Source organism: Pseudonocardia benzenivorans CB1190 (assembly GCF_000196675.2).
Lineage (GTDB): Bacteria > Actinomycetota > Actinomycetes > Mycobacteriales > Pseudonocardiaceae > Pseudonocardia > Pseudonocardia benzenivorans.
Genome location: NC_015312.1, coordinates 6,033,362 through 6,046,719 on the forward strand (window position 1 = coordinate 6,033,362; position 13,358 = coordinate 6,046,719).

14 protein-coding genes are annotated in these 13,358 nt (G+C 72.8%); 5 read left to right on the plus strand and 9 right to left on the minus strand.

Annotation, left to right across the window (positions count from 1 at the left end; all coding sequences use genetic code 11):
* Positions 1–96 precede the first annotated feature (96 nt).
* Both modA and PSED_RS28435 read right to left on the minus strand, forming a co-directional pair.
* Positions 97–888, minus strand: coding sequence for a molybdate ABC transporter substrate-binding protein (gene modA, locus PSED_RS28430; RefSeq protein ID WP_013677684.1), 792 nt, complete (start codon positions 886–888; stop codon positions 97–99).
* The gene (locus PSED_RS28435; RefSeq protein WP_013677685.1) at positions 885–1,298 is read right to left on the minus strand and encodes a TOBE domain-containing protein; all 414 of its coding nucleotides are present in this window, start codon (positions 1,296–1,298) and stop codon (positions 885–887) included. The genes modA and PSED_RS28435 overlap by 4 nt, the downstream gene beginning before the upstream one ends.
* Positions 1,299–1,358: 60 nt before the next feature.
* Here PSED_RS28435 and PSED_RS28440 point away from each other — a divergent pair, with 60 nt between their 5' ends.
* The 3 genes from PSED_RS28440 to PSED_RS28450 all read left to right on the plus strand — a co-directional run bounded on the left by PSED_RS28440 (position 1,359) and on the right by PSED_RS28450 (position 4,113).
* Positions 1,359–2,564, plus strand: a complete 1,206-nt coding sequence (locus PSED_RS28440) for an acyl-CoA dehydrogenase family protein (protein ID WP_013677686.1) — start codon at positions 1,359–1,361, stop codon at positions 2,562–2,564.
* Between the two features lie 200 nt (positions 2,565–2,764).
* Complete coding sequence (moaA, locus tag PSED_RS28445; protein ID WP_049803781.1) at positions 2,765–3,826, plus strand: GTP 3',8-cyclase MoaA; 1,062 nt, start codon at positions 2,765–2,767, stop codon at positions 3,824–3,826.
* A gap of 14 nt (positions 3,827–3,840) precedes the next feature.
* Positions 3,841–4,113 carry a MoaD/ThiS family protein gene (locus PSED_RS28450; RefSeq protein WP_013677688.1) on the plus strand — a complete coding sequence of 91 codons (273 nt, stop codon included), beginning with the start codon at positions 3,841–3,843 and terminating at the stop codon, positions 4,111–4,113.
* 63 nt (positions 4,114–4,176) lie between these two features.
* On the opposite strand, the gene PSED_RS28455 is transcribed toward PSED_RS28450, so the two are convergent.
* Genes PSED_RS28455 through PSED_RS28465 form a run of 3 tightly spaced genes read right to left on the minus strand, consistent with a single transcriptional unit; the run spans position 4,177 to position 6,522 of the window.
* Positions 4,177–5,193 (minus strand): P1 family peptidase, encoded by a 1,017-nt coding sequence (locus PSED_RS28455; RefSeq protein ID WP_013677689.1) that lies wholly within the window; start codon positions 5,191–5,193, stop codon positions 4,177–4,179.
* Between the two features lie 46 nt (positions 5,194–5,239).
* Positions 5,240–5,992: a DUF3761 domain-containing protein gene (locus PSED_RS28460; protein WP_013677690.1), complete on the minus strand. Its 753-nt coding sequence runs from the start codon at positions 5,990–5,992 to the stop codon at positions 5,240–5,242.
* Positions 5,993–6,033: 41 nt separating this feature from the next.
* A complete protein-coding gene (locus PSED_RS28465; protein WP_013677691.1) occupies positions 6,034–6,522 on the minus strand; it encodes a hypothetical protein in 489 nt (162 codons plus the stop codon).
* Between the two features lie 102 nt (positions 6,523–6,624).
* On the opposite strand from PSED_RS28465, the gene PSED_RS28470 reads away from it, so the two are divergent.
* Positions 6,625–7,305 carry a response regulator transcription factor gene (locus PSED_RS28470; RefSeq protein ID WP_013677692.1) on the plus strand — a complete coding sequence of 227 codons (681 nt, stop codon included), beginning with the start codon at positions 6,625–6,627 and terminating at the stop codon, positions 7,303–7,305.
* A 3-nt stretch (positions 7,306–7,308) separates the two neighbouring features.
* Positions 7,309–8,580, plus strand: coding sequence for a sensor histidine kinase (locus PSED_RS28475; protein ID WP_013677693.1), 1,272 nt, complete (start codon positions 7,309–7,311; stop codon positions 8,578–8,580).
* Between the two features lie 241 nt (positions 8,581–8,821).
* On the opposite strand, the gene PSED_RS28480 is transcribed toward PSED_RS28475, so the two are convergent.
* The 4 genes from PSED_RS28480 to PSED_RS28495 form a co-directional block, all read right to left on the minus strand.
* Positions 8,822–9,523 carry a hypothetical protein gene (locus tag PSED_RS28480; protein WP_013677694.1) on the minus strand — a complete coding sequence of 234 codons (702 nt, stop codon included), beginning with the start codon at positions 9,521–9,523 and terminating at the stop codon, positions 8,822–8,824.
* Positions 9,520–9,732 carry a hypothetical protein gene (locus PSED_RS28485; protein WP_013677695.1) on the minus strand — a complete coding sequence of 71 codons (213 nt, stop codon included), beginning with the start codon at positions 9,730–9,732 and terminating at the stop codon, positions 9,520–9,522. The genes PSED_RS28480 and PSED_RS28485 overlap by 4 nt, the downstream gene beginning before the upstream one ends.
* 1,126 nt (positions 9,733–10,858) lie before the next feature.
* Positions 10,859–11,482 carry a superoxide dismutase gene (locus PSED_RS28490; RefSeq protein ID WP_013677696.1) on the minus strand — a complete coding sequence of 208 codons (624 nt, stop codon included), beginning with the start codon at positions 11,480–11,482 and terminating at the stop codon, positions 10,859–10,861.
* Between the two features lie 796 nt (positions 11,483–12,278).
* Positions 12,279–13,001: a PASTA domain-containing protein gene (locus tag PSED_RS28495; protein ID WP_233899187.1), complete on the minus strand. Its 723-nt coding sequence runs from the start codon at positions 12,999–13,001 to the stop codon at positions 12,279–12,281.
* Between the last annotated feature and the right edge of the window lie 357 nt (positions 13,002–13,358).

Sequence of the window (13,358 nt, forward strand, 5' to 3'; positions counted from 1 at the left end):
GCGCCGCTCGGCCGTGGGTGCCTGCGATGCGTCGTCGGTGAGGGTCACGGGCGCTCCGAGGTCACCGTCTCACCGTGCAGCACCGTCGTGGAGCCGTCACGCCTGCGGCGCGCCGAACCCGGCCGCCTGCAGCGTCTTCTGGCCGAACTCACCGGTGACCAGGGCGACCCACTTCTGGGCGAGGTCGGCCTGCGGCGCGTTCTTGACCACGGCGATCGGGTAGTTGGTCACGGCCTGCTGCGCCTCGGGGAAGCTCACGCCCTGGACCTGCCCCTTCGCGGCGGTGACGTCGGTCACGTAGACGAGGCCGGCGTCGGCGTTGCCGCTGCTGACCTTGCCGAGCACGGACTTGACGTCGGTCTCCTGGCTGACCGGGGTCAGGGTCACACCGGTGGCCTTCTCGACCTTCTGCTCGGCGGCACCGCACGGGACGGGCGGGGCGCACACGACGACCTTGAGGCCGGGCTTGGCCAGGTCGGCGAACGTCGCGATGCCCTTGGGGTTGCCGGGCTGGGTGGCGATCTGCAGGACGTTCGTGGCGAAGCTCACCGGTGGCGCGGCGGTCAGGCTCTTGTCGGTGACGGTCTTCATCGTCGCGTCGCTCGCGGCGGCGAAGACGTCGGCGGGCGCCCCGTTGACGATCTGGGACGCCAGGTCGGACGAGCCGCCGTAGCTGATCCGGACGGTGACCCCGGGGTTGTCGGTCTCGAACTGCGTCTTCATCGCGTTGAACGTCTCGGTGAGCGACGCGGCCGCGAGCACGGTGAGGGTGCGGGGAGCGGCGTCGCCCGAGGTCGGCGACGCGGCCGAGGCGCCGGAGCCGCCGCCGCACCCGGCGAGCAGCAGGGCCAGCCCGGCCAGCAGGCCGAGCAGTGCACGAACCTTCACGAGAGTCCTCCCGGGATCTCCACGACCACGTTGGTCGACTTGATGACCGCGACGGCGAGCGCCCCGGGCTCCAGCCCGAGGTCGTCCACCGCCTCGGCGCTCATCAGGGACACCACCCGGTGCGGTCCGCACTGCATCTCGACCTGGGCCATCACCGTGTCGGCGACGACGGCCGTCACGAGCCCGACGAGCCGGTTGCGCGCGGAGCGCCGGACGTCGGACGGGTCGGGGGTGGCGTCGGCGTGGTCGCGGGCGAACGCGGCCAGCGCCGCACCGTCGATCACCGTGCGGTTCGACGCGTCGGGCCGGCTGGGCAGCACGCCTGCGTCCACCCGGCGGCGGATGGTGTCGTCGCTGACGCCGAGCAGGCGCGCGGCGTCAGCGATCCTGAACTGCGGCACGAGCGGCATCTTAGTTCCGCAGATGCGCACGACGCCAGGCAGTCGGGTCAGCTGTGATTGGGTGCGGCGGTGGACTTCGAACCCAGCGCAGCGGCAGCCGATCACACGCGGCGGATGCGCGCCTTCCTCGACGAGAAGGTGCTCCCGGCCGAACCGACCTACGACGCCTGGCGCCTCGAACGCCGCGGCACCCCGCAGGAGTGGGACCTGCCGCCCGTCGTCGAGGAGCTGAAGGCGGAGGCCAGGGAGCGGGGGCTGTGGAACCTGTTCCTGCCCAGCGTGTCGGGCCTGTCCAACCTGGAGTACGCCGCGGTCGCGGAGGTGTCCGGCTGGTCGCCGGTCATCGCGCCGGAGGCCATCAACTGCCAGGCGCCCGACACCGGCAACATGGAGACCCTGCACCTGTTCGGCACGCCCGAGCAGAAGCAGCAGTGGCTCGAGCCGCTGCTCGCGGGCGAGATCCGGTCGGCGTTCGCGATGACCGAGCCCGACGTCGCGTCGTCGGACGCGACGAACGTGCAGACGCGGATCCGCCGCGACGGCGACGACTACGTGATCTCCGGTCGCAAGTGGTGGATCTCGGGGACGGCCGACGAGCGCTGCAAGGTCTTCATCGTCATGGGCAAGACCGACCCGGACGCGCCGCGGCACCGTCAGCAGTCGATGATCCTCGTGCCCCGCGACGCCCCTGGGATGCAGGTCCTGCGCCACCTTCCGACCTTCGGCTACCAGGACCAGCACGGTCACTCCGAGATCGTGTTCGACGACGTGCGGGTCCCCGCGTCGAACCTGCTCGGCGAGGAGGGCGGGGGCTTCGCGATCGCGCAGGCCCGGCTCGGGCCCGGCCGCATCCACCACTGCATGCGGCTGATCGGGATGGCCGAGCGGGCGATCGACCTGATGGTCCGGCGGGCCCGCGACCGGGTCGCCTTCGGGCGCCCGCTGGCCGACCAGGGCGTCGTGCGCGAGCAGATCGCGCTGTCGCGCATCGAGGTCGAGCAGGCCCGGCTGCTGGTGCTCAAGACCGCGTGGCTGATCGACGAGCACGGCTCCAAGGGCGCGGCGACGGAGATCGCGGCCATCAAGGTCGCGGTGCCGCGGATGGCCTGCACCGTCATCGACCGGGCCATGCAGCTGCACGGCGCCGCCGCGATGAGCGACGACTTCCCGCTCGCGTACTTCTACACGTGGGCCCGCGCGCTGCGGTTCGCCGACGGCCCCGACGAGGTGCACCTGCGCTCGGTCGCCCGTCAGGAGCTGGCCGCGCACGAGTGAGCGGCGCGGCATGAGCCCGGGGCCCTGCCTGATCGACCTGGCCTGTCGATCAGGCAGGCCCCCTCGGTGGGATTCGTCACACTGTGTTGATGATCCGCTTCTGCGGCGTCCGAGGCCCGCTTCCCACGCACCTGCGGAGACACGAATTTCCGCTGCTCAGAGGCCTCTTCTCCGGCCGTCCGGATGGTTACTCTCGTGTGGTGACGGCAACGGAGCTCGGCCTGCCCGCACTGCGGACAGCCACCACACGAGACCCCGCCCGCCCAGCCGACGCCCGGCTCATCGACGGCTTCGGCCGGGTGGCGACGGACCTGCGCATCTCCCTGACCGACCGCTGCAACCTGCGCTGCCACTACTGCATGCCGGCAGAGGGCCTGGACTGGATGCCGCGCGAGGAGCAGCTCACCGACGAGGAGCTGCTGCGGCTCATCACGATCGCCGTGCGCGACCTCGGCGTCGAGGAGCTGCGCTTCACCGGCGGCGAGCCGTTGCTGCGCAAGGGCCTGGAGGAGCTGGTCGCGGCGTCGGCGGCGCTTCGCCCCCGCCCGGACATCTCGCTGACCACCAACGGCGTCGGCCTCGCCCGGCGCGCCGAGGCGCTGGCGGCCGCGGGGGTCAACCGGCTCAACGTCTCGCTCGACACGCTGCGCCCGGACCGCTTCGCGTCGATCACCCGACGGGACAGGTTCGACGACGTGGTCGCCGGCATGCGCGCGGCCCGCGACGCGGGACTGTCACCCGTCAAGATCAACACGGTGCTGCTGCGCGGGATGAACGACGACGAGGCCGTCGACCTGCTGCGCTTCGCCGTCGCCGAGGGTTTCGAGCTCCGGTTCATCGAGCAGATGCCGCTCGACGCCCAGCACGGCTGGGAGCGCTCGGAGATGGTCACCGCGGGCGAGATCATGCAGGCGCTCTCGGCGGAGTTCACGCTCACCCCCGATCCCGCGCACCGCGGCGCCGCCCCGGCCGAGCGCTGGGTCGTCGACGGCGGCCCGATGATGGTCGGCATCATCGCCTCGGTGACCCGCCCGTTCTGCGGCGCGTGCGACCGGACCCGGCTCACCTCCGACGGCCAGATCCGCACCTGCCTGTTCGCCCGCACCGAGACCGACCTGCGCGCCATGGTGCGCGGCGGCTCGTCGGACGCGGAGATCGCCGACGTCTGGCGCGACGCCATGTGGGGCAAGCTCGCCGGGCACGGCATCGACGACCCCGGCTTCCTGCAGCCCGACCGTCCGATGAGCGCCATCGGCGGCTGAGAGAGGATGCACGCGTGACGACCGGAACGACGACGCTGACCGCGACCGTCCGCTTCTTCGCGGCCGCACGCGCCGCCGCGGGCACCGAGACGACGTCGGTCGAGCTGCCGGAGGGCGCGTCGGTCGAGGACCTGCTCGACACCCTGCGCGCCGGCCGCGACGCGGAGTTCGCCCGCGTCCTGCAGCGCTGCAGCTACCTGCTCGACGAGATCGCCGTCCGCGACACGTCCGTCGTCGTGCCCCACGGGGCGGTCCTCGACGTCCTGCCACCCTTCGCGGGCGGCTGAGCCGCACGCCCTGTGAGTGGCAACAGTTGCTACCGCGACCCGTGCTGCCGCGACCACTGCCACTCACGACCCGGCGACGGCGTCCCGGTACGACGGCCACGTGCCCGCCGGTGTCGACACGCTCGTCGCCTTCAGGACCGCGTGCACGATCGCGCGGGCGACGACGTCCGCCGCCGCCGCGTGCAGCGCGAAGAGGGCGGGCAGGTCGGGGGCGGGCCGCGTGCCCGTCGCCATCGCGAAGATCGTGTCGCCGTCCATCACGGTGTGCACCGGCGCGATCGAGCGCGCGAGGCCGTCGTGGCCCACCGTCGCGAGCCGGGCGCAGCCGGCCTTGTCGAGCGTCGCGTCGGTCGCCAGCACCGCGATCGTCGTGGCCGTCCCCGCGCTGCGGGCGGCGTGCCGGCCCAGCGCTCCGGCGACGGCGGCACCGCCGCCCGCGCCCGGGTCCGGCAGGTCGAACTCGCCGGGCAGGCCGTGCCGCGCGCCGTGCAGGTGCCCCGTCGCGAGGTCGGCCGGTGAGCCGACGGCGTTGACCGCGACGATCGCGGCGACGGTCGTGCCGTCGTCCAGGAGCGCACTGGCCGATCCGATCCCCCCCTTGAGCCCACCCGCGACCGCGCCCGTCCCGGCGCCGACCACGCCCTGCGCGACCGGGCCGTCGGTCGCCGCGTCGTGCGCGGCGATGCCCTGTGCCGCACCGGGTCTCGCGGTGAACCGGCCCCCGCGACCGAGGTCGAACAGCACCGCGGCGGGCACGATCGGGACCACGCCGCCGGGCACCGCGAAGCCGGTTCCGGCCTCCTCGAGCCTCGCCATCACCCCGGACGCCGCGTCGAGCCCGTAGGCGCTGCCGCCGCCGAGGACGATCGCGTGCACCCGGTCGACGGTGTTGCGCGGGTCCAGCAGGTCGGTCTCGCGCGTCCCGGGCGCGGCGCCCCGGACGTCGACTCCCGCGGCGGCACCGCCCGGCGGCGCGAGCACGACGGTGGTGCCGGAGAGCGCCCCCTCGGCGTCGAGCTGCGCGTGCCCGACGCGGATGCCTGCCACGTCGGTGATGTCGTTGTGCGGGCCCGCGATCATGCCCGCAATCCTGGCACCGGCCCGACCGCGCACGCCCGGCCCGGCCTCACGCCGGCAGGTTCACCAGGTACCGGTCGACACCGCCATGGCCGGAACAGGTGCCCCTCCGGTGCTGACTGTAGGACGGCTCGCCGTCCTTGCAGACGGCCGTCGGGCTCTCCGTGGTCGACGAGCCCGGCCGGGGCACACAGTTGCCGCTGACGTTGACGTAGTGGGTCGACGTGTCGCAGGCCGGTGCCGCCCGGGCCGCGACGCTCGGCGGCGCCGCGGGCGGTCGCGGCGCGACGGCCGCCGCCCGCCGGGAGGTCAGGGGCACCGGGGCGACCGTCGGGGAGGCGGCCGGCGTCGACACCGGCGCCTGCTGCAGGGACGTCGGCGAGGGCGGCGGGGGCGCGAGCGACGGTACGGCCGCGCGGGTCGTACCCCCGGGTTCCGCCAGCAGCGCCGCCGGGCGGGCCGGGGACGAGGTCGTCATGCCGACGACGATCGCGACGACCAGGAACGTCGGCGCCAGCGCGACCGCCGCGACGGCCGGCCTGCGCACGTTCGGCGGCGCGCCGCGGGTGCGTCGCCAGGCCATCACGGCCGGCACCGACGCGGCGAGGCAGAGGACCAGGCCCAGGGGCGCGGTCGCCGGGATGACGGCGAACAGCGCGCCGAGCACGACCAGGACCGACGCGACGAGGACCGACCGGGGGCGCCGGCGGACCGCGTGGAAGGGGACGGTCGGAGGCTCGGGGACGCCTCCGGGAGCGGGGCCGGGCGAACCCGGGCGCCGCGGTGGGGAGCTGCGGGGCACCCCGGGAGTTCGGTCCGCGGACCGCCGCCGTTACGGCCGCGTCAGCCGTGCCGCTCGACGCGCACGTCGCCGACGGGAGTGCCCGCCACACAGGACAACCGCACCTCGACCCGCAGGTCGTCGCTCTCGAAGCGGACCCGCCCGGCGTCGTCGCCGTGGTGGCCGTCGTCGTGACCGGGGTCCTCGACCTCGAAGCCCTGCGCGGGACTCGCCGAGACGACCCGCGGCGTCGTCGCGTCGCACCGGGCCACGACGGTCCCGCCGGGTGCCCCGGGGACGACCACGGCCCGCCCGGGCGGGGCGGCCGGGGGCGCCGACGACGACGGCGCCGGGCCCGGCGACCCGGGGGCGGTCGACGGCAGCGCCGCGAGCCGGGCGTCGACCTCCGCGGGGGTGAGCGGGCGCAAACCCTCCCCCGTGATGCCGGACCCGATCGCGCCGACGGCCGTCAGCCCGACGACCAGCGCGCCCACCGCGGCCCCCAGCCACACCACGACGAGCGCGGCGGAACGGGCACGGGCGGGACGCACCCGCAGAGCATGCCGCCCAGGAGGTTAAGGCCCGGACAAGACGCGCCTAAGGCTCACGCCGGACGTGCGTCGCACCCACCGGTTCTGCCATACGGTGCGCACATGGCCCAGGTGTTGCTCGTGGAGGACGACGCCGCGATCCGCGGTGCGCTGGTCCGCGGCCTGTCCGAGCGCGGGCACGCGGTCGACTCCGCGCCGACGGCGATGGCCGGGCTGGAACAGGCCGTCGGCAACCGGCCCGACATCGTCGTCCTCGACCTCGGCCTGCCCGACCTCGACGGCACGGTCATGCTGCGGATGCTGCGCGGCGCGAGCGCCGTGCCGGTCATCGTCGCCACCGCGCGCGACGACGAGGCGGAGATCGTCGCCGTGCTCGACGCGGGCGCCGACGACTACCTCGTCAAGCCGTTCGGCTCCGCCCAGCTCGACGCCCGCATCCGCGCGGTGCTGCGCCGCACCGGGGAGCCCGGCACCGATCCGACGGTCACGGTCGGCGGCCTGGTCGTCGACCCGCGCAGCCGGATCGCCCGGCTCGACGGTCGCGAGCTGGAGCTGAGCCCGCGTGAGTTCGACCTGCTGCACTACCTGGCGGCGCGGGCGGGCGAGGTCGTCGGCAAGCGCGAGCTCCTCACCCAGGTGTGGCAGCTGCCCTACGGCGGCGCCGACAAGACCGTCGACGTACACCTGTCGTGGTTGCGCCGCAAGCTCGGCGAGACCGCCCAGGAGCCGCGCTACCTGCACTCGGTGCGCGGCGTCGGGGTGCGGCTGGGCGCCCCGGGCTGATCCGTGCGCCGCCGCGTCCTGGTTCTCGTCACTGCGACGACGACCCTCGTCCTCATCGCGTTCCTCGTGCCGCTCGCGCTGCTCGTGCGAACGGTCGCGACCGACCGGGCCGTCGCGACGGCGACCGCGCAGGCGCAGTCGCTGAGCCCGCTGGTCGCCACCGCGGACCGTGAGGCGCTGGCGCTCGCCGTCGGCCAGGTCGACGCCACGACGCCCGCCGACGTCACGCTCTTCCTGCCCGACGGCACCGTCCTCGGCGCCCCCGCGGCACGGACGCCGCTCGTCCAGCTGGGGTCGCGCGGGGTGTCGGCGTCGGGCGAGGTGCCGGGCGGACGCGAGATCGTCGTCGCCGTCCGCGACGCGACGGGGGCCGGCGGGGCGGTGCGCGCCTTCGTCCCCGACGCCGAGCTCACCCGCGGCGTCGACCGGTCGTGGCTGCTGCTCGCAGGCCTGGGGATCACGCTGCTCGCGGTCGGGCTCGTCCTCGCCGACCGGCTGGCCCGCAGGCTCGTCCGGGCGACGACGGACCTCGCCCTCGTGTCGGACCGGCTGGCCCGGGGGGACCTCGACGCCCGCGCCGACGCCGCCGCCCCGGCCGAGCTGGGCGTCGTCGCCCGCGCGCTCAACGGGCTCGCCGGACGCATTGCCGACCTGTTGCGCGAGGAGCGCGAGACCGTCGCGGACCTGGCCCATCGCGTCCGCACGCCGCTGACGTCGCTGCGCCTGGAGGTCGAGTCGCTGCCGCCGGCCGACGCAGCCCGCATCGGCGCGGGCGTCGACGCCGTGCAGCGCGCGGTGACGGCCGCGATCGAGCAGGCCCGCCGCCGCGGGGCCGATCCGGCCGCGTGCGACGCATCGGCCGTCGTCGCCGAGCGGGTGGCGTTCTGGGCCGTGCTGGCCGAGGACACCGACCGGGAGCTGGCGGTCGAGCTCGCGCCAGGCCCGCTGCCGGCTGCGTTGCCCCGCAGCGACCTCGAGGCCGTGGTGGACGCGTTGCTGGGCAACGTGTTCGCCCACACCCCCGACGGCACGTCGCTCGCCGTGCGGCTGGACGCGGAGCCCGCGGGGGCGACGCTGACCGTCGCCGACACCGGGCCCGGCATCCCCGCCGACGCTCCCGCGCTCGACCGCGGGGTGAGCGGCGCCGGGTCGACCGGACTGGGCCTGGACATCGCGCGCCGCGCCGCCGAGCGGTCCGGGGGCGGACTGCGCCTGGACTCGCCGGGCAGGGGCCTGCGGGTCGTCGTCACCCTCGGAGCGCCGGGTCGGAGCTGAGGCGCCGCGGGCTCCGGAGTGGCGCAACACACCGTCCGCGAGGGAGACCGGCTCCTGCTCGTGACCGACGGCCGCAGCGTCGTCGCCGCCCGCGCCGCCGAGCCCGACGCGGTGTTCGAGTTCGCCGGCACCCGCTACCACCGGGGGCCGCCGGCGGCAGGGAGTCGACCCGTCCCGACGGGAGCTCCTCCCCACCCGCGTGTCAGCGAATCGTTACCGCGTGGCGGATACCTCCTTCGTATCAGTCGCGGTGGAGCAGACGGTCGACGTGGCTTTGCAGCTCGTCGACGCGGGCGTTGATCACGGCGAGCTCGGCGTCCACGACCGGTGTGGCGTCACCGGGTGCTCCCACGCCGTCGCCTGTCAGCGGGCGGTCCGGGACGATGAAGTTGCGCAGCGGTGCTCGGTCCACCCGCACCTCGAGCCCCGCGGTGCCGGTCAGCGCGGCGAACTTGTCCAGCGGCAGGACGGGTCGGCCATCGGAGCAGTGGACGCAGCTCGGCGTGAGGTTGCGCCAGGCAGTGCGCCCGGTGCCGGCGTCGATGAAGACCTCCGTGGGCCGCCCGCAGCGACAGCGCCCGGTCCATACCCGCCGGACCCTCTGAGTTTCATAGCGCAGTCCGAGGTCGTGGCGGCGGTAGCGCCCGGACGCAGCAACTTCGAGGACGACGGTGTTGCGGTTCTCCGGGGCGCAGGTGAGGTCACGTGCTGCATCCAGGGTGTGGAGGCAGTAGAAACCGCAGGTGCACATCCAGTTCGGTACGTGGTGCCGGCTGTTGTTCAGACATATCGCGTTGTCCACGGCGAGGTAGACGTGTCTGTGGCCGGTGCCCGTGCCGCAGAACGCGGTCCGGCTCCCGTCGGCCGACATCAGCGGGTAGGCGATCTTGTACCCGGTCAGCGGGCTGCTGGAGAACTCGCGAGCGCCCGCGCTGCTGTTCACGGCTCGCGTCCCCGACCGGCCGCGACCTGGACCGGCTCACCGCCCACGATCGCCACCATCGAGTACTGGGTGGGTGCGGGCTGTGGGGCCCGGATCGATCCCGCGGGTGGTGCGGGTCGCTCGGGTGCGGGGTCGAGGCTGGTGGTCGCCGGTGCGGGCTCGGCATTGTCGAGGGCGTAGCCGGTCGCGACGTGTTTGCCGAGGTTCATGGTGTTCTCCTGAGTCGGGTTGCACCCGTCCGGTCCCTGACCTGATGGTCGGGTCGGCCACGGGTACCGAGTCGGTCGGTTCGCTGCGGTAGGTCGGTGACGTCTGCGCCGTGGAGTGGCCGGTGACGGGTATGGGTGGAGATGAGCGAGATGAACAGCGCGATGGCGCAGAACCCGAACACGATGGGCCCGGAGTGACGTCTGGAGCGGCGTGAGCGCCGTCGCTGGTGGTGCGATCGCGCTCGTACTCGGTATCGACAGTCATCGTTGACCTCGATTCACGTCATTTTCTCATTTTCGCGACTGCGCGTCCCACGCCCGGCGACGTGCCGGAAGATTCGCCCGAGAGGTTCGGGCGAGGAAATTGCTGTGGAACGCAGCAAGAATCGTCGGCGCGCCTGCTACGGATGCGTCGTCGGGGATGGCCACGCACGCCAGCGGAAAAAGCGCGGAGCCGGCGAGGCGAATGGCGCGACACGTTCATCCACGCTGGGGGAGCTCGCGCGGGAGCGTCGCCGAGAGGTGGGTGTCGAAGCGGGGGTCTGCGGTTCATCGGACGCGCCTCCCTAGTCGCGAAGTCGACTAGGGACTGTCAGCGGCGCGGACCGCGGTTGAAGGTGAGCCCCATCACCTGCCGCCAAGTGTTCGCGCAGGTAGAGGGCCAGTCAATACGACATTCGAGTGCACTCGCGGGCCTGGTGGTGGCGTGGTCGGTCACCTGGAGTGCGGCGGCCGGGTGACCCCTGGCGAAGATCGTCGACGACGTAGGCAACAACGTGGGAGCGGGTCCTACGAACGTCACAGAATCCCTCTGCCGAGTCCTGGCGGGGGCAGACTGACCCTTTTCTCGCCGCGCGACGGTGCACTCGCCCCTCAACCTGCCGGTGGCACATCTGACGACAGCGCCGCCTTGTTCACGGCGCGTCGGTATCTCAGAATTGCCGTCCGAGAGATGAACGTACGTCTGCCCTTCAACTCCGTGGCCATGCGTATTTGTCGTTGCTGCGGATGTGATGGGTTGGTCGCTGCCCGCCAGCTGTGTGTCGGCGGAAACGGGCCGTCGAGACCTCTGCTGCTCGGAGGTGGCGCCCCGACGGTCGTCGGGGCGCCACGTCGGGTTCGTCGGTCAGACGGTGATGAGACCGGGGGCCGTCGACCGGGCCGCAGCAAGGCGCTTGTCCGCGTCGGCCCAGTTCACGACGTTCCACCACGCCTTGACGTAGTCGGGCTTGACGTTCTTGTACTGGAGGTAGAACGCGTGCTCCCACATGTCGAGCATGACGAGCGGAATCTGGCCGGCGGGCAGGTTGGCCTGCTGGTCGTAGAGCTGGTGGATGAGCAGCCGGCCGCCGAGGGCGTCCCAGCCGAGGATCGCCCAGCCGGAACCCTGGATCGTCGTCGCCGCCGCGGTGAAGTGGGCCCGGAAGGCGTCGAACGAGCCGAACGCGTCGTCGATCGCCGCGGCGAGCTCACCGGTCGGCTTGTCCCCACCGTCCGGGGACAGGTTGTTCCAGAAGATCGAGTGGTTGACGTGCCCGCCCAGGTTGAACGCGAGCGTCTTCTCGAGGCCGACGACGGCGCCGAAGTCGTTCGCGTCGCGGGCGGCGGCGAGCCTGTCGATGGTCTGGTTGAGGGCGGTGACATAGGTGTTGTGGTGCTTGGAGTGGTGCAGCTCCATGATCTCGCCCGCGATGTGCGGGTCGAGGGCGCCGTAGTCGTAGGACAGGTCAGGCAACGTGTAATCGGCCATGCGGAACCTCCGGCAGCGTGAGGGGTGCGACGAGAAGTATCACCACACTCTTGCAACAACCTATAACTCGCAACTGCTCTGGACGGAACGGTCACCAGTGATCTACGCTGTTGCAAGTCTCTTGCAACTACGACGGTGACCGTCGAGTCGGGGGCTCGCGGGTGGGTGGTCGTTCTGGCAGCTCGACACCGCACGCGTGAGGCGGGGCCGGGTAAGTTGACCGGCCCCGACCTTGCTCCAGGAGCTCACAGGCGGTCGGCCGACTGCGTCGCCGTTGCGACACCGGAGGCCCACCGGCAGGGACACGACCGGCAAGCGCGGCCGGCCAAGCAAGGGTCCGCCAGGCATGATGGCTGCTATCGACCCGTCCGCCCTGGACGAGTGCAGTTAGGGCTGTGTCGTCGGCTCGCGCGCTGACCCGACCGCGCTGATCCTCGGCCGGCTCGACAACCGGAACCGGCTGCGGGTGGTCGGCCACACCAAGCCGCTCCCCCCTGCCGCCCGCCTGGAGCCTGCAGGGCACGCTGCACGCCACCCACGACCACCCATGGCCAAGCACCCTGCGACCTGGCTTCGGCGAGTCCGGCCCGGTCCCGGTCACCCACGTCAGGCCCGATCTCGTGGTAGAGCTGCACGTCGACACCGCACGAGACCGAGGAGTCCGGCGCACCCCGTCAGCTTCGTCCGACTGCGACTTGACCTGTCCGCCACCGACCTCGGAACGATCTGAGCCCGGCGCCGTCCAGCACCGCAGTGGGCCTGACGAGCTGACGTCGTCCGGTCGGACGCGCCCGCGCTACTTCGCCTGGCCCGTCACCGTGACCTTCTGGACGGCGAGCTTGGGCACCGTCGTCGACCCGCCCATCGTCGTCTCGTACGTGTAGGACCCGAGCACGGTCACCTCGGCTTTGAACAGGTCCTTGTTCACCAGGTCGCCCAGCGTCGCCGCCGTGTCCGCGACCAGGATCGTGTTCGTGTCGTAGTCCGCGTACCCGTAGCTGACCTTGTGCGCCACCCCGTCGACGTTCGCGCGGAACCCGGCCGGCCCTGTCGCCGAGTCGAACTGCGTGACCTGCCCATACACGATCACGGCCTCCCCGATATGCGCGTCCGGGCTGCGCGCGATCAGCGCCCACTCCCGCGCGGTGATCGCCTTCGCCGGGAGCGGAGGGGGCTTCACGGTCGTCGGCACAGGTGTGGGCCTCGGTGCAGGGACGCTCACCGACAGCACGACCGGGGTGTCGCGGCCGACGGTCGTCAGGGCGGCGGGATTCTGCAGCAGCACGGTGCGCTGCCACAGCTCCCCGGTGAACGAGGTCGAGACGTTGCCGAACCCTGCCGAGTTGAGCGCCGCGATCGCGTGATCTGCGCGCATGCCGACGACGTTCGGCACGGTCGCCGACGACGCGCTCCCCGCGGCGGACTTTCCCGGAGCCGTCCCGCTGCCGGTGGTGACGATGACGATGGCGCCCGCGATCGCGACGACGACCACGCCGATGACGAGCAACGGCAGCCACACGCGACCCTTCCGCGGCGGCGCCGGAGGGGGCGGTGCGGGTGTGCCGCCGAGCCACATCGGAGGGGCCTGTGCCGGGATGGGCACCGTGGTCGGCGGCGTCCCCGGAGGAACGGCCTGCTGACCGGGATCGACAGACATGACCGCTCCGGTGAAGGTCAAGGGAAATGACCTTCGTGCTTCGTATCGGACGAGCCGGGCGTTACACCCGACACACCGCTTCCCGATGCTGTCGAATTCGCTCCGCCGGTGCCACGGCGAATGACAGGAAGTCCGTGAGCAGCCGCGGACGACGCCGTCTTCACTGCGGGCTGCTGAACCTCGTCTCTGTCGTTGACGACGATCTGCACACCGGTTAAC